This window comes from Streptomyces sp. NPDC059452, from assembly GCF_042750035.1.
Taxonomy (GTDB): Bacteria; Actinomycetota; Actinomycetes; order Streptomycetales; family Streptomycetaceae; genus Streptomyces.
Genome location: NZ_JBHYVE010000013.1, coordinates 39,744 through 59,565, shown reverse-complemented (window position 1 = coordinate 59,565; position 19,822 = coordinate 39,744). Strand labels below are relative to the sequence as shown.

Sequence of the window (19,822 nt, the reverse complement as noted above, 5' to 3'; positions counted from 1 at the left end):
CCACGGAGACGGCACCGGCCCCCGGGAGTGTCCGGCAGGAACCCCCTGACCCGTCATCGGAGGACCGGCCATGCCGAGGTCCGCGCGGTCCGCCCCATGAGCGGGCGACCAGGCCCCACGGCCGCCACCGGTACGGGCCGTCTGCTCACCCGGCCGATGGTCATGCTGCTGGTCGCCTCGGTCGGCGGGATGGGCAGCTTCTACCTCCTGCTGTCCGTCATCCCCCTGTACGCGGCCACGGCCGGCGGAGGCGGGGCCGGGGCCGGGCTGACCACCGGGGCCATGATGCTGGCCACCGTGCTGGCGGAGCCGGCGGTCCCGTGGTTCCTCGCGCGTTTCGGCCATCGCGCGGTCGTGGGGGCGGGCCTGCTCCTGCTCGGCGTTCCGGCGGCGGTGCTGTCCCTGTGGTCCTCGTTCCCGCTGACGCTGGGCGTCTGCCTGGCGCGCGGGGTGGGCCTGGGCATCGTCGTCGTCGCGGGGACGAAGCTGGCGGCCGAACTCGCGCCGCCCGGACGGCGGTCCGAGAACCTGGGGCTGTACGGAGTCAGCCTCGGCGTCCCCTCGGTGCTCGGGCTGCCCGCCGGGGTCTGGCTGAGCGACCGCTTCGGCTTCGCGCCGCTCTTCCTCATGACGGCCGCCCTCACGCTGCTGGCGCTTCCCGCCGTCATCGGCCTGCCCTCACGGGGGACCCGGACCGAGGACCGGCGTCCGGGCCGCCGCCCCCGTCGCGAAGGCGGGCCGTCCGGGCGCCGGAGCTCGCTCCTGGGCGGTCTCCTCGGCGGTCCGGGGGCCGGTTCGCTCGCCGGGCCGACACTGATCCTGGGGGCCGCGACGTTCGCCGCGGGTGTCCTCGTCACCTTCCTGCCGCTGGCCCTGCTGGGCGGTCCGGTCCACCTGGCGGTGGCGGCCCTGTTCGTCCAGTCGTCCGTCGCCCCGCTCGCCCGCTGGGGGGCCGGGTGGTGGGGCGACCGGCACGGCACCTCCTCGCTGCTCCTTGCCTCGGTGCTCGCCGTCGCCCTCGGCACGGCGGGGCTCGTACGGCTGGAGAGCCCGGTCGTGGTGATCGTGAGCATGGTTCTCTTCGGCGCGGGGTTCGGTGCGGTGCAGAACCTCACCCTGGCCGCCATGTTCGAACGCGTCCCCCGCTCGGAGTTCGGCCGGGTCAGCGTCGTCTGGAACCTCGCCTTTGACGGGGGCATGGGGCTGGGCGCGGTCGGGTTCGGGCTGCTGATCGACCGAACCGGCTACCCGTGGGGGTTCGCCGTCACCGCCGCGCTCCTGCTGGCCGTCCTCGGCCCGGCCTGGCGCGAGCGACGGTTCGAGAAGGTACGGGCCGAGACGGTACGGGCCGAGGGGTTACGGGCCGAGTCCGCCGGGAAGCACGCCGACCGGCCTCCGCAGCAGGAGCGGCCCGCTCGACCGGAGCAGGAGAAGCCCACCTGACCGGAGCAGGAGAAGCCCACCTGACCGGAGCAGGCGCGGCACACCTGACCGGAGTCGGTGCGGCACACCTGACCGGAGTCGGTGCGGCTCACTTGAGGAGCCCCCGGTGCGCGGCCAGATACCCGGCCTGGAACCGGCTCTCCGCCCCGATCGCTTCGAAGATCTCCGCCACGTACTTGCGGCAGGTGCGCAGGGACACCCCCAGCCTGCGGGCGATCGTCTCGTCCCGGGCCCCTTCGCTGAGCAGCCGCAGAACCGTGCGGTGCAGATCGCTCAGCTCCACCGAGGCCGCCCCGCCGCCCTCGGCACAGTTCGCCCGGGACCAGGCGTGGTCGAACGCCTCGCAGAGCAGGGCGACGACCGACCGGTCCCTGACCACGGCGGCCCCGCCGACGACCCGGTGGTGCGGTACGAAGGCCACGGACCGGTCGAACACCGTGAGCCGGCCGAACAGTTCGGCGCTCGTGCGCACCTCCGCCCCCGCCCCGGTGATCCTGCCGACGTAGGAACGGGTGGGCGGGTGGTGGAGGGAGGACTCCTGGTACAGGGCCCGGATCCGGACCCCCCGGCCGAGCAGTTCGGCATCCCGCACCGCGGCCCTCTGCGTCTCGTCCGCCGGGCGCCCTTCGCCGGGCTGCGCGTTGATGACCTCGGTCCGGCATCTGCTCGCGGCCTCCTCGAAGAGCAGGGCCGTCTCCGTGGGCGAGTCGAAGACCTCGACGGCCTCCCTGCTGCGGCTGGCGGTGGAGAGGACCGAGTAGACACGGGAGAGTTCGTCGAGGCTCTGCCGGGACCCGCTCAGCTCCGCCATCATCCGGCGCAGCCGGGACTCGGCCGAGGCGACGCCCGCGGCGGCGATCTGCGGATCGAGCGCCCGCCACCGCATGCCGTCGGGGTCCTCCGCCTTTTCGGGGTCCACCTGTAAGACCATCAGATGTGCGGAAACCAGACCGTCCAGCGCGTCTCTCGCCTCGCACTGAGTCAACCCCAGGAGGTCAATTGTTTCAGCGATTGAAACAAAACCCCGGGATACTGACCATTTGTAAACACGAATGGCGGTCGCGTTAAGCCGGTGACCGGTCACCGCGTCGTCGATAAAGCCGCTTCTGTCCATCTTTACCCCCGTGCAGGTTGCTGTTTGCAGCATCATGGCCCCGGGGGTGGTTGAATGCAAGGCTCGCCGTGAGAGACCCTTACATGGGCGCGATTCGGCCAGCCATTTTCGGTGGCCCCGAGCCCATTTTTCTTTCGAGGCGAAAGAAGACCATGGCCATCAATGACATCGATCAGACGGAACGTGATACCGCCGGAGAACAGTGCCTCCCGCACCTCCTTCTGGAGCAGCTGCGGGATCATCCCGACCGCACGGCCGTCGTTCACGGGAGTGAGCGTCTCAGTTACCGCGACCTCGTCGGCCGCAGTGCGGTAATTGCTGATGATCTGAGGAATCTCGGTGTCGTTCCCGATGATTCCGTCGGAATCTTCGTCGAACCGTCGATCGCCTTGATGACGAGTGTCTGGGGTGTTCTCCTCGCGGGCGGCGCCTACCTTCCGCTCTCGCCGGAATACCCGGAGGAACGCCTCCGCTACATGATCGAGGACTCCGGGGTGCGCGTCGTCATCACCTCGCGGGAGCTCCGCCCGACGCTCGCCCTGCTGGCCCCGCCCGGTATCACGATCATCTGCCCGGACGGCACGGCGGCAGCCGCCGGGCAGGGAGGTCAGCGGCTCCCGTGGGCCGTTCCCGCAGGCCTCACGCCGGACCGTCTGGCGTACGTCATCTACACCTCCGGTAGCACGGGGAAGCCGAAGGGCGTCATGATCGAGCAGCGCAGCATCGTCCATCAGATGCGCTGGCTGGCCGAGTCCGGCGCGCTGGACCGGTCGACCACCGTCCTGCAGAAAACCCCGATGAGTTTCGACGCGGCCCAGTGGGAGATCCTGGCCCCCGCCTGTGGCGGCAGGGTCGTGGTGGGCGCCCCGGGCCTGCACCGCGATCCTGAAAGGATCATCGAAACCGTCACCGCGCACCAGGTCACCGCACTGCAATGCGTCCCCACCCTGCTGCAGGCGCTCCTGGACACCGAGGAGTTCTCCTCCTGCACGTCACTGACCCAGGTCTTCAGCGGCGGCGAAGCACTTTCCAGGAACCTAGCGGAGAAATTCCTGCAAACGCTTCCGTGGAGCGCGCTGACCAATCTGTACGGACCGACCGAGACCACCGTCAACGCATCGTCCTTCACGGTCGACCCCCGGACTCTCGCGGATTCCCCGCAGATGATCCCCATCGGCAGACCCGTCCCGGGGACCCGTTTCCACATTCTCGACGAGCACCACAAGCCGGTGGGCATCGGTGAAGTGGGGGAGCTTCATATCGGCGGTGTCCAGCTCGCCCGGGGGTATCTGCACCGGCCCGAACTGACCGCGGAAAGATTTATCACCCATACCGGTGAAGGCGAGAGCACGTCCGTGCGGTTGTATCGGACGGGAGACCTCGCCCACTGGAGCGAGGACGGCACCGTCCGTTTCGCCGGCCGGGCAGACAATCAGATCAAGCTGCGCGGTTTCCGGGTCGAACTGGACGAGATACGGCTGGCGATCGAGACCCATGACTGGGTCAAGAACGCCGCGGTCCTCGTCAAGGAGGACCCGGCCACCGGATTCCAGAACCTGATCGCCTGCATCGAGCTGAGCCCGAGAGAAGCGGCACTGATGGACCAGGGCAATCACGGCGCCCACCACCAGTCCAAGGAGAGCAAACTCCAGGTGAAGGCCCAGCTCGCCAATCCGGGGACACGGGACGACCAGGAGACCGCCGGCCGGAAGGCGGTCGACCTGCCGGGCCGGACACCCACCCCCGAACAGCGGCGGCTCGCCTTCGCCCGGAAGACCTACCGGTCCTTCGAGGGCGGACCCGTCACCGCCGCCGACCTCCTCGCCCTGCTCGCCGGGCCCGGCACCCCTGCGGCGGACTCCCGGGAGACCGGCGCCCTGGACCTCACCGAACTCGGCGAACTCCTGCGCAACTTCGGGCAGTTCCTCAGCGAGGAACGCCTGCTGCCGAAGTACGCCTACGCGTCACCGGGCGCCCTGTACGCGACCCAGCTCTACCTCGAAGCCGACGGCATCCCCTTCCTGACCCCCGGATTCCACTACTACCACCCGGTGGAGCACCGGCTGGTCCTGATCACCCCGAAGACCGGGGCCCCGGAGCCGCGGGCGCGGATCAGGCTGCACTTCGTGGGGAAGCGCCGGGCCATCGAGCCCGTCTACAGGAACAACATCCTTGAGGTCCTGGAGATCGAGGCGGGCCATATGGCCGGTCTCTTCGAGCGCGTCCTCCCCGGCCACGGACTGGGCCTGGAGGCCGCGGCGTACGAACCGGCCACCCTGGGCCGGCTCGACTGCGCCGAGGAGGACTTCTACCTCGGAACGTTCGAAGTGCTCCCCCTGGCCGCCGTACGCACCCGAACCCGCCCCGAGCTCTATGTACAGGCCCACGCGGGAAAGGTCGCGGGCCTGCCCGAGGGCCAGTACCGGTACCGGAACGGCGTGCTGGACCGGGTCTCGGACGCGCTGGTCCACCGGAGACACGTCATCGCGATCAACCAGCAGGTCTACGAGAAGGCCGCCTTCGGGATCACCATCATCAGCCGCGCACGGGAGACGTGGCTCGACTACATCGATCTCGGGCGGGAGCTCCAGCACCTCCAGATGAACGACCGCCGCATCGGCCTGATGTCCTCGGGATACAGCTCGAAGACCGGACACGATCTGCCGGCCGCGACCAGAATGGCGGGCATTCTCGGATCCCTGGGCGAGAGCGCGGGAGCGTCGTACTTCTCCGTGGGCGGCCGGATCAGCGAAGAGCAGTTACGCAGCGAGGGAATGCGCGAGGACATCGTGCACATGAAAGGCCCGGCGGAGATCATCCGGGAGGATCTCAGCCGCTTTCTGCCGGACTACATGATGCCGAACCGGGTCGTCGTCATGGACGGACTTCCTCTTTCCGCCAACGGAAAGATCGACGTCAAGGCGCTCGCGTCCTCGGAGCGGATCGCCGCACTGAACACCGGCCGTGTATTCGTCGCACCCCGGACGAAGACCGAGGAGAGAATCCGTGACATCTGGGAGAAGGTGATGAAGCGGGACGGCTCCTCGGTGCTGGACGACTTCTTCGCCTCCGGAGGGAACTCCCTGCTGGCCGTCGGACTCGTCAACAGGATCAACCGGGAGTTCGACAGCACACTGCCCCTGCAGATCCTCTTCGAATCCCCGACCATCGAGAAACTCGCCCTCGCACTGGAGAGCACGGGCACCGAACCCGCTTCACGGCTCGTACGCCTGCACAGTGAAGGCACGGAAAGCCCGGTGTTCTGCTGGCCGGGGCTCGGCGGATACACCATGAATCTGCGGCTCCTCGCCGGTGAACTCGGCATCGACCGCCCGTTCTACGGTGTGCAGTCCTACGGGATCAACCCCGGGGAAGTCCCGTACGCCACGATCCAGGAGATGGCCGCCGCGGACGTGCGTTCCATCCGACGGCTCCAGAAGACCGGCCCGTACACCCTGTGGGGATACTCCTTCGGCGCCCGGGTGGCCTTCGAAGCCGCCCACCAGATCGAGCGGTCGGGCGGGACGGTCGAGAACCTCTTCCTGCTGGCACCCGGTTCGCCCGTCCTCCCGCAGCCGGACGGCGGCGAACTCCCGTACGGCGAGGATCCCGTCTACACCAACAAGGCGTACGTGCGCATTCTCCACTCCGTCTTCGCGGGCACCATCACCGGCGAGGAGGCGGACGCCTGCGTCGAATACGCCGAGGACGACGAGAGCTTCGTGGAATTCATCCGCAGGGGACGGCCGGACCTCGACGCCGAACTGGTGAGGAGGATCGTCCGGGTCGTCCACCGGACCTTCGAACTGCGGTACACGTTCCAGGAATTGCGGGAACGGAGGATCAAGGCACCGATCACCCTCTTCAAGGCGCGTGGTGACGACTACTCGTTCATCGAGAGCAGCAGTGGGTATTCCGAGGCGGAGCCGACCGTCGTCGAACTGTCGAGCGGGCACTACACCATGCTCAGAAGTCCCGGACTGAACGATCTGGTCCAGCAGATCCACCACCGTCTCTCCGCGAGGAAAGAGGAAACCGTCGTGCCGCACGTCAACATCAAGTACTTTCCCGTTCCGCTCAGCGAGGACCAGCAGTCGGAGCTTGTGGCGGCGGTGACCAGAGCGGTCAAGAGCGCCTTCCGCTGCGACGAGGGCGTGATATCGGTGGCCCTCGAACCGGTGGAGAAAGAGGCGTGGAACGAACGCGTCTACATACCGGAGATAGTCCAGAGAAGGAACCTGCTGCACAAGACACCGAACTACTGAGGTGTTCGGTGGCGCACGAACCACATCCGTAACACAAAGGGAGGGTGCATGAAGAACGCAACCGTCGGCCGGTTCCTGCTGCTGGCATTCCTGTGGGGTGGCAGCTTCACATTCATCAAGGTGTCACTGGACGGACTGACCCCCGGTCAGCTCGTGCTCAGCCGTCTGGTGCTCGGCGCCGCCGTGCTGCTGGCCATCGTCGCGTTCCGCCGGATCGGCCTTCCCAAGCCGGCCCGCGTCTGGGGCCATGTGGCCGCCGCCGCCCTTTTCGGCAACGTCATCCCGTTCCTCCTGCTCTCGTACGGGGAGCAGACCACCGGGGCCGGTATCGCGGGCGTCCTCATCGGTGCCACCCCGCTGCTGACCCTGACCATCGCCGCCGCCGCGCTGCCCACCGAGCGGGCGACCCGGCGCAAGGTGCTCGGGCTCCTCATCGGATTCGCCGGTGTGGTGCTCCTGATCGGCCCGTGGACCGACGCCCTCGGCTCCCTCGGCGGACAGCTCGCCTGCCTGGGCGCCGCGCTGAGCTACGCCTGCGGCTTCGTGTACGTACGCAAGTACCTCTCCCCGCTCGGCCTCGCGCCCATGGCCGCCGCGGCCTCCCAGCTCCTGGCCGCGACCGTGCTCCAGGCCGTGGTCACCCCCTTCCTGACCTGGCACACCCCGGAGTTCACCCTCAAGGTGACGCTCAGCATCGTGGCGCTCGGCCTGTTCAGCACCGGCCTGGCGTACGTGCTCTACTTCCGCCTCATCGGTGACGTCGGCGCCACCACCGCCTCCGCCGTGAACTACGTGGTCCCGGTCGCCTCCGTCCTCATCGGCGTGGTGGCGCTCGGCGAGTCCGTCACCTGGAACCTGCTGGTCGGCGGACTGGTGGTGCTCGCGGGTGTGGCGTACGCGGAGAACCGGCTGCGGCAGCTCCGCTCCAAGGCCCCGGCACCGGCCGCCCCTGGGAAGGCGGCCACGGCAGCCACGGCGGCCACCCCGGAACCCGGGGGAGCGGACGGCGCCGAGCCGGTCGCGGGCAGCCGCCCCGGCAGCACCGAGGAGCCCCGGTGAGCCGGCCGGGGCTCTACCGCCGGGCGGTCGGCGACCTCGACATGATCAGATCGCGCGACCCGTCGGTGCACTCGCGCACCGAGGCCCTGCTGCACCCCGCCGTCCCCGCCGTCTGGGGCCACCGCGTGGCGCACCGGCTGCACCGCCGGGGGCTGCGCCGTACCGCGCGGCTCATCTCCGTCGCCGCGCGGCTCGCGTCGGGCGGGATCGAGATCCACCCCGGCGCGAGGATCGGCCGAGGCTTCTTCGTCGACCACGGCACAGGAGTGGTGATCGGCGAGACCGCCGTCGTCGGCGACGACGTCACGGTCTTCCACCAGGTCACCCTGGGTTCGGTCGGCTGGTGGCACGACGAGGCCGGGAGCGGGGGCACACGCCGCCACCCCGAGGTGGGGGACCGGGTGGTGATCGGTGCCAACGCCACCCTGCTCGGGCCGATCACCGTCGGCCACGACACCGTCGTCGGCGCGCAGGCCCTGGTCATCCGCGATGTGCCCAGCCACTCCCGGGTGCTGGCCCCGGTGGCCGTCGTGCCGCGTCCGCGCCGTACGCCCCACCAGCCCCTCCCGTCGCGGGAAGGGGGGGTCTCCGTCCTCTTCCCCGCCTGGTGACCCGCTCCGCGGTGCCCCGCCGCCCGGCGACCCGATCCACCGAAACGGAGAAGCCCATGCTCGTCTCGGACCGACGCAGGCTCGCATCCTCGCTCGACGATCTGATCGGCAGAACTCCCACCATCCGGCTCGACCTGGGCGGGACGGACTCCGGCACCACCGTCTACGCCAAGCTGGAGATGGCCAACCCGCTCTCCAGTGTGAAGGACCGCACCGGCCTGTACATGCTGGAGGCGGCCGAGAAGCGCGGCGAGCTGACCCCCGGCCGTTCCACCGTCGTGGAGGCCACCTCCGGGAACACCGGCATCTCGCTGGCCGCCCTGTGCGCCGCCCGCGGCTACACCTGCGTCATCGTCCTGCCGGACAACGCCACCAGCGAACGCGTCCAGTTGCTGCGCGCGTTCGGCGCGGAGGTCGTCCGGACACCGCACGAGCAGGGGTACACGGCGGCCATCGAGAAGGCCCAGGAGATCCACCGCGAGCGCCCCGGCTCCTGGTTCGCCTGCCAGCACGAGAACCCCGACAACGTACGGGCGCACTACGCCACCACCGGCCCGGAGATCTGGAGCGACACCGAGGGCCGGGTGGATGTCCTGGTCTGCGGGGTCGGTACCGGAGGCACCCTGAGCGGCACCGCGCGCTACCTCAAGGAGCGGAACCCGGCCCTGCGGGTGGTGGCGGTGGAGCCGGTGCGCTCTCCCGTCCTCAGCGAGGGCTGGGGCGGCCCGCACCGCATCCCGGGGCTGAACGGCGGGTTCGTCGCGGACACGACCGACGTCGACATCATCGACGAGGTCGTCACCGTCTCCGACGCCGAGGCCTTCGCCGCCGCGCGCTTCCTGGCCCGCACGTTCGGCCTTCTGGTGGGCGTCTCCTCCGGAGCGGCGGCACACGCCTGCCGCCTCCTGGTCGAGCGCCCCGCATACGCCGGGAAGACCGTCGTCACGGTCTTCCCCGACACCGGCGAGAGATATCTGTCCTGGCTGGAGGCCGCCGCCGACGAGGAGCAGGCCGCCGGGGCGCACGGTACCGACACTGGCGAGAAGATCGAGAAGATCGAGGAGTGAGCAGAGATGACCATGCTTCCCCGCATACTGCTTCCCGGTGAAGGCGAAGCGGTGCAGATAGGCACGACCACCCAAACCACCTTCAAGGCCGTCGGCGGCGAGACCGACGACCGCCTGGGCCTCTTCGAGCACCGTATGGAGCCCGGCGCCCCGGGTGCGTCGCCGCACATCCACCGCGAACAGCTCGAAGCCTTCTACGTCCTGGACGGCGTCGTCGAACTGCACCTGGACGGCGAGACGTTCGCCGCGCCACCGGGCACCTATGTGAACGTCCCCGAGAACATGTCGCACGGGTTCCGCAACCCCTACCAGGACCAGGCGACCATGCTCATCATCTTCACGCCCGCCATCAACCGCGAGGAGTACTTCCGGGGACTGGCCGAGCTGTACGCGGACGGGAACAGGCCCACCGAGGACGAGCTGCTCGACCTCATGGCCCGGTACGACCAGTTCGAACTGACCCTGGACGGGACGACCTCCCGCCCCGGGTGGGGCAGGCACTGAGCCGGTCCCGTCCCCGGTGGGCCTCCCGCCCCTCCCCGGAGGCCCACCGGACGTACCCCTCCCGGGGTCCTCACCGGGCCGCGAGGCCCCACTCCCGCGCGAGCAGTTCGTAGCTGCGGACGCGGTCGGCGTGGTCGTGGGTGATGGTGGTGACGATCAGCTCGTCCGCCCCCGTAGCGTCCCGCAAGGTCCGTAGCTGCTCGGCGACTTGAGGCGCGGTCCCGATGAACTGGGTCTGCGTCCGGTCGGCGACCAGTGCCCGGTCCTCCTCGCTCCAGATGTGGCGGCGGGCCTCCTCCGGGGTGGGGAACGCGATGGCGCCCTCGCCGCTGCGGATGCCGCGCACCCACAGGCCGTACCCCGTGGCCAGTTCGCGGGCGGTGCCCTCGTCGTCGGCGACCACGACATCGGCGGAGACGCTGACATGGGGCCGGTCCAGCTCGGCCGAGGGCCTGAACGCCTGCCGGTACCCCTCGACGGCTTCCAGCACCGTGCCCGGACTGACGTGGTAATTGGCCGCGAACCGCAGCCCGTTGGCCCCGGCCGCCTGGGCGCTGACACCGGCGCTGCTGCCGAGGATCCACACCTGCAACTCGGCGCCTTCCCCCGGCACCACATGGGTCTCGAACCCGGTGTCGAGGGCGTAGGTGCCCGCCAACAGGGCCAGGATGTCGGCCACTTGTTCGTCGTACGGCTGCGACTCGGCGCCCGGCAGCTGGATCAGCTTCCGGTGCAGGGCCAGGCGAGGTGAGTGCAACAGGTGGTCGTTGGAGTAACGGCCGGGTACGAGAAGGCCGTTGGGGGCCCGCCCGTCCACCGTGGCCGCCGCCTCCGCCACCCGGTCCGTCGCCGGTACACCCCGCTCCGCCGACCCGCCGGAGCGGCCGAGCCCGAGGTCGAACCGGCCCGGGTGCACCGCGTCCAGCAGCCCGAACTCCTCCACCGCCGACAGGGCCGTACGGTGTCCCAGTTGCAGGGCCCCGGAGCCGAGCCGGATGGCCGAGGTCACCGACGCGGCGAGCGCCAGGAGCACGGCCGGGGAGGTCCCCGCGACACCGGGGTTGAAGTGGTGCTCGGCGAACCAGTAGCGGCTGTAGCCGAGTTGTTCTGCCCGGCGGGCCAGGTCGAGGCTGTTGCGCAGGGCCGACCCGGCCGTCGATCCGGTGGAGACCGGCACGAGGTCCAGGACGGCGAGAGGGGTGCGGGTGGAGGCCACGATGAGGTTCCCTGTGCGGCAAGAGGCAGCGGTACGGGGCCGGTCTGGCCGTAACGTACGGAGGCGGCGGGAAGCGGGTCAATCACTTCCCCGGCCTGGCAACGCAACCTTCATGTGCGACCGCCCGCAGCGGTGACGAAGGGGTGGGGCGCCCGCCCGGCGCCCCACCCCGCGGTCCGCGTACCCGTGAACGCCTAGCTGATCGCCTTGATCAGCTCGCCGTTCGTGGTGTCACCGCTCAGCTCCCAGAAGAAGGTGCCTCCCAGGGACTGCTCGTTTTTGTACGTCATCTTGGTGCCGATGGTCTCCGGGGTGTCGTAGCTCCACCAGTTGTTCCCGCAGTGGGCGTACGCCGTACCGGCCACCGTGCCCGTGACGGGGCAGCTGCTCTTGAGGACCTTGTAGTCCTCGATACCCGCCTCGTACGTGCCCGCCGCCGCGCCGGTCGCGCTGCCGCCCGGCTCGGACTGGGTGACACCGGTCCAGCCCCGGCCGTAGAAGCCGATGCCGAGGAGCAGCTTCTCCGACGGGATGCCCAGCGACTTGAGCTTCGAGATCGCGGCGTCGGAGTTGAACCCCTCCGTCGGGATGCCCGGGTAGGAGCTCAGCGGGGAGTGCGGGGCCGTCGGGCCCTGCGCCGCGAACGCGCCGAAGAAGTCGTACGTCATCGGCAGGTACCAGTCGAGGTGCTCGGCCGCTCCCGCGTAGTCCACCGCGTCGATCTTGCCGCCGTCGGAGCCGTCCGCGGTGATCGCCGAGGTGATCAGGTTGTCGTTCCCGAAGGTCTCGCGCAGCTCGCCGAGCAGCTCGCCGTAGGCGTCGCGGCCGCTGGTGTCGCAGGTCAGACCGCAGGCGTTGGGGTACTCCCAGTCGATGTCGATGCCGTCGAAGACATCGGCCCAACGGGGGTCCTCCACCAGGTCGTAGCAGGACCGCGCGAACGCGGCGGGGTTCTGCGCGGCCTCACCGAACCCGCCCGACCAGCTCCAGCCGCCGAAGGACCAGAGGATCTTGAGGTCGGGGTGGAGCTCCTTCAGCTTGCGCAACTGGTTGAAGTTGCCGCGCAGTTCCTGGTCCCAGGTGTCGGCGACCCCGTCGACCGACTCCTCGGCCGTGTACGCCTTCTCGTAGTCGGCGTAGGAGTCGCCGATCGTGCACTTGCCGTTCTGGACGTTGCCGAAGGCGTAGTTGATGTGGGTGAGCTTCTCCGCGGAACCTGACGTCACGATGTTTTTGACGTGGTAATTCCGGTCGTAGACACCCCAGTTGGTGAAGTATCCGATCACCTTGTCGCCCGCCGCCGTGGGGGCGGCAGCAGCAGCGGCGGCAGGGGCCGCGGCAGGCTGTGCGGCGGGGGTCGCGCCTGCCGGGGACGTACCGGCGACGCCGAGCAGGGTGGCGCCGAGCGCCGCCGTACAGGCGGCCGCGGCGAGCGCCCGGAGCCGGGCGCGGGGACGGTGCGATGTGAGCATCGTGGCTCCTCGTGGGGGAGGGCTGGTGCGTGGGGGGTGCGGGGGGAACGCCGGGCCGTACGCGCCCGGTTTGGCATGAACGCGGTAAGGCGTTCGGTGGGAACCGTAGGAGGACTAGACCAGTTGGGTCAATGGTGCGGACCAATTCGCCGGTCATTCGGGCGCCCTCCACCTCGGACGACCGGCCCGCCACCCCGTGACGTCAGCCATCCGATCGGGCATACTCAACCCGCCACAGCCGCTGAGCCGCGCCGCCCGAGACCCGGGAGGGCAGGATCGGCTGGGCAGTCTGTTTTTCCCGGCTCCGTTCCGGGAGATCACCCGGCGGCGCCTCTCCCACCCTGAGCGCGCGACCGTCGCAACGCCCGACAGGGAGGAGAGCGCCGTCATGTCCGACCGTGCCCCGCAGCCGGTGGAACGCCGTCTGCCCACCGAGGAGTCCCGGCAGCTCGTCGCGCTCGTCCGCGACATCGTGTCCAAGGAGATCGCCCCCAGGGCGGCCGAGGAGGAGGACGCGGGCCACTTCCCGCGCGAGGTCTTCACGCTCCTCTCCGCATCCGGCCTCCTCGGACTTCCCTACGGCTCCGAGCACGGCGGCGGCGACCAGCCCTACGAGGTCTACCTCCAGGTGCTGGAGGAGCTGGCCGCGGCCCGCCTCACCGTCGGCCTCGGCGTCAGCGTCCACTCGCTGGCCTGCCACGCGCTCGCGGGATACGGCACCGAGGAGCAGCGCGCCGCGCATCTCCCGGCGATGCTCTCCGGCGGCCTGCTGGGCGCCTACTGCCTCTCCGAACCGGCCTCCGGCTCCGACGCCGCCTCGCTGCGTACGAAGGCCGTACGCGACGGCGACGACTGGGTCATCACCGGGACCAAGGCGTGGATCACCCACGGGGGCGTCGCCGACTTCTATACCGTGCTCGCCCGCACCGGCGTCGAGGGCTCCCGGGGCATCACGGCCTTCCTCGTCCCCGGTGACGCCGAAGGGCTGAACGCCGCTCTCCCCGAGAAGAAGATGGGGATGAAGGGCTCGCCCACGGCCCAGCTCAACTTCGACGGCGTACGGGTCGGGGACGACCGCCGTATCGGCGAGGAGGGGCAGGGCTTCGCCATCGCCCTGTCCGCGCTCGACTCCGGCCGCCTCGGCATCGCCGCCTGTGCGATCGGGGTCGCCCAGGCGGCCCTGGACGAGGCCGTCGCGTACGCCACCGACCGGCGCCAGTTCGGCCGCCCCATCGCGGACTTCCAGGGGCTGCGGTTCATGCTCGCGGACATGGCCACCCAGATCGAGGCCGGCCGGGCGCTCTACCTGGAGGCGGCCCGGCTGCGCGACGCGGGGGAGCCCTTCTCCCGCCAGGCGGCCATGGCCAAGCTGTTCTGCACGGACGCGGCCATGCGGGTCACCACGGACGCCGTCCAGGTGCTCGGCGGCTACGGCTACACGCTCGACTTCCCGGTCGAGCGGCTGATGCGCGAGGCCAAGGTGCTCCAGATCGTGGAGGGCACCAACCAGATCCAGCGCATGGTCATCGCCCGCCACCTCGCGGGTCCGGAGACCCGCTGACCCCGGGGTGTCCGACCATCCCGCGTGGCCCACGGGGGATTGTCAGACACCCCCCAGCGGCCGGTCCGACCACGCGGGCAGCGCCACGGCCCGGTTCCACTCCTGGTCCCGGCTCCCCGGCACGGTCCGGCCGCTGCTCGCCCACTGCCGGAGCAGGGCGCTGTAGATGGGCGGATCGACGGGGGAGGCCATCGGCGAACTCCCCGTCGACCGGGGCAGCGGCTGCGGCTGCGGAACCGATTCTTCGGGGACCGGCGAAGCGAGACGGCGGCGACCCGAGCCGACTGGTGAATGCAGCGTCGTCATACGGGGTCAACGCGCCGGGGCCGCCCCGGGTCACTGCTGTCGCGGCCCGAGTGCCAGTTCGGCGGGTACGCGGACGGAGAGACGGGTACGCGCGAGCGGAGAGCTGGGCGCTCGCGGGCGCAGAAGCGGCTACGCGCGAGCCGAGGTGCGCGCGAGCGGAGACGACAGGGTGCTCGCGAGCGGAGCAGACAAGGCGGGTGCTCGCGGCGGAGATCCGCTCTGCGGGCACCACGCCGGACGGGCCGACGTGATGCGGGCAGACGCAGACGCAGACGCAGACCGGCCGGACGGTGGCTCGGCGGTCGGCGGTCGGCGGCCGGGAGCCGGTGGCTCAGGCGGCCTCGCGCCGCTGCCGGGGCACGCGCAGCGGGCGGGAGCCGGGGCCGCCGGCGTGGGAGAAGGGCTGCATCCGCCAGTCGAGCCCCTGGGGGAGCGTCAGCAGCAGCGCCGCCTCCTGCTCCTGGGGCTCCAGCGACTCGTCGGCGGGCCGGGCGTCCGCCGCACCGCGGCCCGTGCCGGAGCAGACGGTGAGCCCGAACGGGTTCCACGGGGAGGGGCACCGGGCGTGCTCCGGCAGAACGTCCTCGTCGGCCAGCAGCGCGATCGGCTGGGCGCAGTCCGGGCAGATCACCCGGAACATCTCGAACATGTCGTACACATCGGCGCTGTCGTCCTCGTCCGGATCGACAGGCTCCGGTTCGGTACGTCCGGTGAGCTTCAGGCTCTGCATGGGATCTTCCCCCCTCGGGTGGGCCGGCAGGGCGCCACGGCCTCGACCACAGCAAGCACTTCCCTCCGCGCGTGGCCGATAACCGCGCGGGACCCCGCTACCGACCCGTAGGTCTGTGGTCTTCGTCACATGCCCCCCGCAGGTGCCGTTCCGTGACCCCGCACGACTGTGCCGGGAGGCGTCCGGGGCCATAGGTTGATCTGCATGGAGGAGCTGGACCGTCAGATTGTGGAGTTGCTCGTCAAGGACGGGCGGATGAGCTACACCGACCTGGGCAAGGCCACCGGCCTGTCCACCTCGGCCGTTCATCAGCGCGTCCGCCGGCTTGAGCAGCGCGGGGTGATCCGCGGCTATGCCGCGGTCGTCGACCCCGAGGCCGTCGGGCTGCCCCTCACCGCGTTCATCTCGGTGAAGCCGTTCGACCCCAGCGCGCCCGACGACATCGCGGAGCGGCTCGCCGGGGTGCCGGAGCTGGAGGCCTGCCACAGCGTCGCCGGGGACGAGAACTACATCCTCAAGGTGCGGGTGGCCACCCCCCTGGAGCTGGAGCACCTGCTCACCCGGATCCGCTCGCTGGCGGGCGTCTCGACCCGTACGACCGTCGTCCTGTCCACCCCGTACGAGGCCCGGCCCCCGCGCGTCTGAGGGGCCGTCGGGCGCCCCTCAGGGGGGCCGCGGGCCGGACGGCTCCCGGCAGGCGCGAGACTGGTCCCATGACCGAGAGCACCGCCCCCCTCAGCGCCCCCGACCACCGCACCCTGCTGCTGCGCGGGGGAGACGTCCACAGCCCGGCCGATCCGTTCGCCACCGCGATGGTCGTGGAGCGCGGGCATGTCGCCTGGGTGGGCTCCGAAGGGGCCGCCGACGCCTTCGCGAGCGGTGTCGACGAGGTCGTCGACCTGGAGGGCGCCCTGGTCACCCCGGCCTTCACCGACGCCCATGTGCACACCACCGCGACCGGCCTGGCCCTGACCGGGCTCGACCTCTCGGGTGCCCGTACGCTCCCCGAGGCCCTCGGCCTCGTCCGTGCGTTCGCGAACCGGCACCGGGCCGGGGACGTCCTGCTCGGCCACGGCTGGGACGCCGCCCGGTGGCCCGAACAGCGACACCCCTCACGCGCCGAGCTCGACGAGGCGGCCGGTGGCCGGGCGCTGTACCTGCCCCGGATCGATGTGCACTCCGCCGTCGTCACCACCGCCCTGCTGGACCTCGTCCCGGGCGTCACCGCGCTGGCCGGATACCACCCCGACGCACCGCTGACCGGCGACGCCCACCACGCCGTACGCGCCGCCGCGCACGCCGCGCTCACCCCCGCCCAGCGGACCGCCGCCCAGCGCACCGCACTCGACCACGCGGCCTCCCTCGGCATCGGCGCCCTCCACGAGTGCGGCGGGCCCGAGATCTCCGACGAGGAGGACTTCACCTCCCTCCTGGCCCTCGCCGCCGAGCGGCCGGGCCCCCGGGTCTTCGGCCTCTGGGCCGAGGAGATCGCCGACGGGAAGGACGCCCGCCGCATCCGGGAGCTCGGTGCGATCGGCGCGGCCGGTGACCTCTTCGTGGACGGCTCCCTCGGCTCGCACACCGCCTGCCTGCACGAGTCGTACGCCGACGCCCCGCAGACCACCGGCACCGCCCACCTGGACGCCGCCCGGATCGCCGCCCACGTCACCGCCTGCACCGAGGCCGGCCTCCAGGCGGGCTTCCACGCCATCGGCGACGCCGCCGTATCGGCCGTCGTGGCGGGCGTCAGGGCCGCCGCCGAGACGCTCGGCCTGGCCAGGATCCGTGCCGCCCGCCACCGGGTCGAGCACGCCGAGATGCTCACCCCCGAGACGATCGCCGCCTTCGCCGAGCTGGGCCTCACCGCCTCCGTGCAGCCCGCCTTCGACGCGGCCTGGGGCGGCCCCGAGGGCATGTACGCCCAGCGCCTCGGCGCCGAGCGGGCCGCGGCCCTGAACCCGTACGCCGCCCTCCTGCGCGCCGGAGTGCCGCTCGCCTTCGGCTCCGACAGCCCGGTCACCCCGCTCGACCCCTGGGGGACCGTGCGGGCCGCCGCCCACCACCGCACCCCCGGGCACCGCGTCTCGGTCCGGGCCGGGTTCACCGCGCACACCCGGGGCGGCTGGCGAGCGATCGGCCGCGACGACGCGGGGCTCCTGGTGCCGGGCGCACCGGCCGACTACGCCGTCTGGCGGACCGCCGAACTCCTGGTCCAGGCACCGGACGACCGGGTGGCCCGGTGGTCCACCGACCCCCGGTCCGGCACGCCCGGACTGCCGGATCTGACCCCCGGGGCCGAGCTGCCGGTCTGCCTGCGGACGGTGGTCTCCGGACAAACGGTCTACGTACGCCCGAACGAGTGACGTCGGAGCATTCCGTACCGCCGATAGATGGCCCGGGCGCTCGTTCGCGACCTGCGGATCTTCGGCACTGACCAGGCAATTTGGGCAAAAGCCGCAGGTCGCACGGGTGTTGACAGAACGCGCCCACGGGCCGGTAGGTTCGGCCGGGTCCACCACAGGACGTCCGACCGGTTAAACCTCCACGCAGTCGTCGAACGCCGCTGGGTCATGGGGTGGTGTGGCGCACCGGCACACCACCACTGACAGCCAGGTTCAGCGCCCGCGCCTCGGGGGCGAGGGAAGGTTTCAGCCGGACGGAGGGTGCGACCCGGGTGGGGCCCGGACGTTCAGTAGACAACGGCTTTCGGTCGACCCGCAGCCAGCGGGTCCCAGGTCGGCCCGAAGGGCGCCGGGCCCCGATCCGCAGTTCCGTCCGCGGTTCTCTCCGCGTTCTGTCCGTGTTTCTGTCCGCAGTTCCGTCCATCTGCCCGGCCTGTGCCACGCGCCCGTACCACCGCGTAGCAGCCCGGGGGTGGTGTGCTGGATATGGTGTCCCTCTGTGTACGGACTCTAAGGGGCAGTAGTGAACGACGGCGGTCAGCGGCAGTTCGGCCCGCTCGGCAAGGTCCTGGTGATCATTCCGACCTACAACGAGGTCGAGAACATCGGGCCGATCGTCGGCCGGGTGCGCGCGGCCGTGCCGGATGCCGACATCCTGGTGGCCGACGACAACAGCCCCGACGGCACCGGCAAGGCCGCCGACGAGCTCGCGGCCACCGACGACCAGGTCCACGTCCTGCACCGCAAGGGCAAGGAAGGGCTCGGCGCCGCCTATCTCGCGGGCTTCGCCTGGGGCGCCGAGCACGGCTACGGCGTCCTCGTCGAGATGGACGCCGACGGCTCCCACCAGCCCGAGGAGCTGCCCCGGCTGCTCACCGCGCTCAAGGGCGCCGACCTGGTCCTCGGCTCCCGCTGGGTGCCCGGCGGCCGGGTGGTCAACTGGCCCAAGAGCCGGGAGGTGATCTCCCGGGGCGGCAGCCTCTACTCCCGCCTCGCCCTCGGCCTCTCGGTCCGCGACGTCACCGGCGGCTACCGGGCCTTCCGGACCGAGACCCTCCAGGGCCTCGGCCTCGACGAGGTCGCCTCGCAGGGGTACTGCTTCCAGGTCGACCTGGCCCGTCGCTCCGTGGAGGCGGGCTACCACGTGGTCGAGGTGCCCATCACCTTCGTGGACCGCGAGGTCGGCGACTCCAAGATGAGCCGCGACATCCTCGTCGAGGCGCTGTGGCGGGTCACCGGCTGGGGCATCACCTCCCGCACCAACAAGGTCCTGGGCCGCAGGAAACCCTGACCCTGTACGTGCCGCAGGAACCCCCGCGGGCCGGTCCATGATCACCCCCTTACGCCGCTTCCACCTCCGTACGGGCACACTGGACGCATGACGACCGGCACTCCGCCCCCGACCCGTCCCCGGCGCTCGCGCGCCCGTAGATTCCTGCCCCTGGCCCTCGCCGCCTGGCTGGTCCTGGAGGTCTGGCTCCTGACCATGGTCGCCTCGGCGGCCGGCGGGCTCACCGTCCTGCTGATCCTGGTCGCCGGAGCGGTGCTCGGCACCGTGGTGATCAAGCGCGCCGGGCGCCGCGCCTTCAAGAACCTCACCGAGACCCTCCAGCAGATGCCGGGGCAGCCCGGCGCCCCCGAGGCCCCGCAGGTCACCGGAGGCAAGGGCAGCCGCGGCAACGGGCTGCTGATGCTCGGCGGGCTGCTGCTCCTGATTCCCGGCCTGATCTCGGACGCGGCCGGTCTGCTCCTGCTGGTGCCGCCCGTGCGCACCCTGATCAGCCGCCGGGCGGAGCGGTCCCTGGAGCGCCGGATGCGGGCCGCGTCCCCCGGCAGCCTCTCGGACGCCTTCCAGCAGGCCCGGATGCACCGGCCGGACGGCAAGGTCGTCCAGGGCGAGGTCATCCGCGAGGACGGCACCCGGCCCTCCTCCCGCCCCTCCGGCCCGGACGACGACCCCCAGGGCCCGCGCCCGCCGCTGACCCCCTGACGCCGGACAGGCCAAGAGCGACGCCGGACAGGCCAAGAGCCGCGGGGGGGGGGGCCCCGTAGGGGGGGGGGCGCCCGCCGGG

General features: G+C 71.1%; 17 protein-coding genes. 11 read left to right on the top strand and 6 right to left on the bottom strand.

Annotated elements, in window-relative coordinates:
- The first annotated feature begins 96 nt into the window (after nucleotides 1–96).
- Nucleotides 97–1,443, top strand: coding sequence for an MFS transporter (locus ACFW9Z_RS18740; RefSeq protein WP_384641774.1), 1,347 nt, complete (start codon nucleotides 97–99; stop codon nucleotides 1,441–1,443).
- 88 nt (nucleotides 1,444–1,531) lie between these two features.
- Here ACFW9Z_RS18740 and ACFW9Z_RS18735 read toward each other — a convergent pair whose 3' ends face one another.
- Together ACFW9Z_RS18735 and ACFW9Z_RS18730 are read right to left on the bottom strand one after the other, a co-directional pair.
- Nucleotides 1,532–2,362 (bottom strand): LuxR C-terminal-related transcriptional regulator, encoded by an 831-nt coding sequence (locus ACFW9Z_RS18735; RefSeq protein WP_384641771.1) that lies wholly within the window; start codon nucleotides 2,360–2,362, stop codon nucleotides 1,532–1,534.
- 227 nt (nucleotides 2,363–2,589) lie between these two features.
- Nucleotides 2,590–2,823 carry a hypothetical protein gene (locus ACFW9Z_RS18730; protein WP_384642105.1) on the bottom strand — a complete coding sequence of 78 codons (234 nt, stop codon included), beginning with the start codon at nucleotides 2,821–2,823 and terminating at the stop codon, nucleotides 2,590–2,592.
- On the opposite strand from ACFW9Z_RS18730, the gene ACFW9Z_RS18725 reads away from it, so the two are divergent.
- Genes ACFW9Z_RS18725 through ACFW9Z_RS18705 form a run of 5 tightly spaced genes read left to right on the top strand, consistent with a single transcriptional unit; the run spans nucleotide 2,710 to nucleotide 10,063 of the window.
- Nucleotides 2,710–6,822, top strand: a complete 4,113-nt coding sequence (locus ACFW9Z_RS18725; RefSeq protein ID WP_384641769.1) for an amino acid adenylation domain-containing protein — start codon at nucleotides 2,710–2,712, stop codon at nucleotides 6,820–6,822. The genes ACFW9Z_RS18730 and ACFW9Z_RS18725 overlap by 114 nt on opposite strands.
- 48 nt (nucleotides 6,823–6,870) lie before the next feature.
- The gene (locus tag ACFW9Z_RS18720; RefSeq protein ID WP_384641766.1) at nucleotides 6,871–7,881 is read left to right on the top strand and encodes a DMT family transporter; all 1,011 of its coding nucleotides are present in this window, start codon (nucleotides 6,871–6,873) and stop codon (nucleotides 7,879–7,881) included.
- A complete protein-coding gene (gene epsC, locus ACFW9Z_RS18715) occupies nucleotides 7,878–8,492 on the top strand; it encodes a serine O-acetyltransferase EpsC (protein WP_384641763.1) in 615 nt (204 codons plus the stop codon). Before ACFW9Z_RS18720 ends, epsC begins: the two co-directional genes overlap by 4 nt.
- A gap of 56 nt (nucleotides 8,493–8,548) precedes the next feature.
- The gene (locus ACFW9Z_RS18710; RefSeq protein ID WP_384641760.1) at nucleotides 8,549–9,559 is read left to right on the top strand and encodes a PLP-dependent cysteine synthase family protein; all 1,011 of its coding nucleotides are present in this window, start codon (nucleotides 8,549–8,551) and stop codon (nucleotides 9,557–9,559) included.
- A gap of 6 nt (nucleotides 9,560–9,565) precedes the next feature.
- Nucleotides 9,566–10,063, top strand: a complete 498-nt coding sequence (locus ACFW9Z_RS18705; protein ID WP_384641758.1) for a cupin domain-containing protein — start codon at nucleotides 9,566–9,568, stop codon at nucleotides 10,061–10,063.
- Between the two features lie 70 nt (nucleotides 10,064–10,133).
- Here the strand turns inward: ACFW9Z_RS18705 and ACFW9Z_RS18700 are convergent, their stop codons facing one another.
- Both ACFW9Z_RS18700 and ACFW9Z_RS18695 read right to left on the bottom strand, forming a co-directional pair.
- On the bottom strand, nucleotides 10,134–11,279 hold the full coding sequence (locus ACFW9Z_RS18700) for an LLM class flavin-dependent oxidoreductase (protein ID WP_384641755.1): 1,146 nt from the start codon (nucleotides 11,277–11,279) through the stop codon (nucleotides 10,134–10,136).
- A 194-nt stretch (nucleotides 11,280–11,473) separates the two neighbouring features.
- Nucleotides 11,474–12,751 carry a glycoside hydrolase family 18 protein gene (locus ACFW9Z_RS18695; protein WP_384641752.1) on the bottom strand — a complete coding sequence of 426 codons (1,278 nt, stop codon included), beginning with the start codon at nucleotides 12,749–12,751 and terminating at the stop codon, nucleotides 11,474–11,476.
- Between the two features lie 388 nt (nucleotides 12,752–13,139).
- Here ACFW9Z_RS18695 and ACFW9Z_RS18690 point away from each other — a divergent pair, with 388 nt between their 5' ends.
- Nucleotides 13,140–14,312, top strand: a complete 1,173-nt coding sequence (locus ACFW9Z_RS18690) for an acyl-CoA dehydrogenase family protein (RefSeq protein WP_384641749.1) — start codon at nucleotides 13,140–13,142, stop codon at nucleotides 14,310–14,312.
- Between the two features lie 42 nt (nucleotides 14,313–14,354).
- Here ACFW9Z_RS18690 and ACFW9Z_RS18685 read toward each other — a convergent pair whose 3' ends face one another.
- The gene (locus ACFW9Z_RS18685) at nucleotides 14,355–14,504 is read right to left on the bottom strand and encodes a hypothetical protein (RefSeq protein ID WP_384641747.1); all 150 of its coding nucleotides are present in this window, start codon (nucleotides 14,502–14,504) and stop codon (nucleotides 14,355–14,357) included.
- Between the two features lie 445 nt (nucleotides 14,505–14,949).
- The gene (locus ACFW9Z_RS18680; protein WP_384641744.1) at nucleotides 14,950–15,348 is read right to left on the bottom strand and encodes a hypothetical protein; all 399 of its coding nucleotides are present in this window, start codon (nucleotides 15,346–15,348) and stop codon (nucleotides 14,950–14,952) included.
- A 204-nt stretch (nucleotides 15,349–15,552) separates the two neighbouring features.
- Between ACFW9Z_RS18680 and ACFW9Z_RS18675 the strand changes: the two genes are divergently transcribed.
- The 4 genes from ACFW9Z_RS18675 to fxsA all read left to right on the top strand — a co-directional run bounded on the left by ACFW9Z_RS18675 (nucleotide 15,553) and on the right by fxsA (nucleotide 19,740).
- Nucleotides 15,553–15,993: an Lrp/AsnC family transcriptional regulator gene (locus ACFW9Z_RS18675; RefSeq protein ID WP_018490165.1), complete on the top strand. Its 441-nt coding sequence runs from the start codon at nucleotides 15,553–15,555 to the stop codon at nucleotides 15,991–15,993.
- A 68-nt stretch (nucleotides 15,994–16,061) separates the two neighbouring features.
- Nucleotides 16,062–17,711 (top strand): amidohydrolase, encoded by a 1,650-nt coding sequence (locus tag ACFW9Z_RS18670; protein ID WP_384641741.1) that lies wholly within the window; start codon nucleotides 16,062–16,064, stop codon nucleotides 17,709–17,711.
- Nucleotides 17,712–18,273: 562 nt separating this feature from the next.
- Nucleotides 18,274–19,041 (top strand): polyprenol monophosphomannose synthase, encoded by a 768-nt coding sequence (locus ACFW9Z_RS18665; RefSeq protein ID WP_384641738.1) that lies wholly within the window; start codon nucleotides 18,274–18,276, stop codon nucleotides 19,039–19,041.
- An 87-nt stretch (nucleotides 19,042–19,128) separates the two neighbouring features.
- Nucleotides 19,129–19,740: an FxsA family membrane protein gene (gene fxsA / locus ACFW9Z_RS18660; protein WP_384641735.1), complete on the top strand. Its 612-nt coding sequence runs from the start codon at nucleotides 19,129–19,131 to the stop codon at nucleotides 19,738–19,740.
- Nucleotides 19,741–19,822: the final 82 nt, after the last annotated feature.

Coding starts and splice junctions, on each gene's coding strand:
- ACFW9Z_RS18685 (WP_384641747.1), bottom strand. CDS start 14,504: ATGGCCTCCCCCGTCGATCCGCCCATCTACAGCGCCCTGCTCCGGCAG.
- ACFW9Z_RS18695 (WP_384641752.1), bottom strand. CDS start 12,751: ATGCTCACATCGCACCGTCCCCGCGCCCGGCTCCGGGCGCTCGCCGCG.
- ACFW9Z_RS18725 (WP_384641769.1), top strand. CDS start 2,710: ATGGCCATCAATGACATCGATCAGACGGAACGTGATACCGCCGGAGAA.
- fxsA (WP_384641735.1), top strand. CDS start 19,129: ATGACGACCGGCACTCCGCCCCCGACCCGTCCCCGGCGCTCGCGCGCC.
- ACFW9Z_RS18705 (WP_384641758.1), top strand. CDS start 9,566: ATGACCATGCTTCCCCGCATACTGCTTCCCGGTGAAGGCGAAGCGGTG.
- ACFW9Z_RS18680 (WP_384641744.1), bottom strand. CDS start 15,348: ATGCAGAGCCTGAAGCTCACCGGACGTACCGAACCGGAGCCTGTCGAT.
- ACFW9Z_RS18675 (WP_018490165.1), top strand. CDS start 15,553: ATGGAGGAGCTGGACCGTCAGATTGTGGAGTTGCTCGTCAAGGACGGG.
- ACFW9Z_RS18740 (WP_384641774.1), top strand. CDS start 97: ATGAGCGGGCGACCAGGCCCCACGGCCGCCACCGGTACGGGCCGTCTG.
- ACFW9Z_RS18720 (WP_384641766.1), top strand. CDS start 6,871: ATGAAGAACGCAACCGTCGGCCGGTTCCTGCTGCTGGCATTCCTGTGG.
- ACFW9Z_RS18710 (WP_384641760.1), top strand. CDS start 8,549: ATGCTCGTCTCGGACCGACGCAGGCTCGCATCCTCGCTCGACGATCTG.
- ACFW9Z_RS18690 (WP_384641749.1), top strand. CDS start 13,140: ATGTCCGACCGTGCCCCGCAGCCGGTGGAACGCCGTCTGCCCACCGAG.
- ACFW9Z_RS18670 (WP_384641741.1), top strand. CDS start 16,062: ATGACCGAGAGCACCGCCCCCCTCAGCGCCCCCGACCACCGCACCCTG.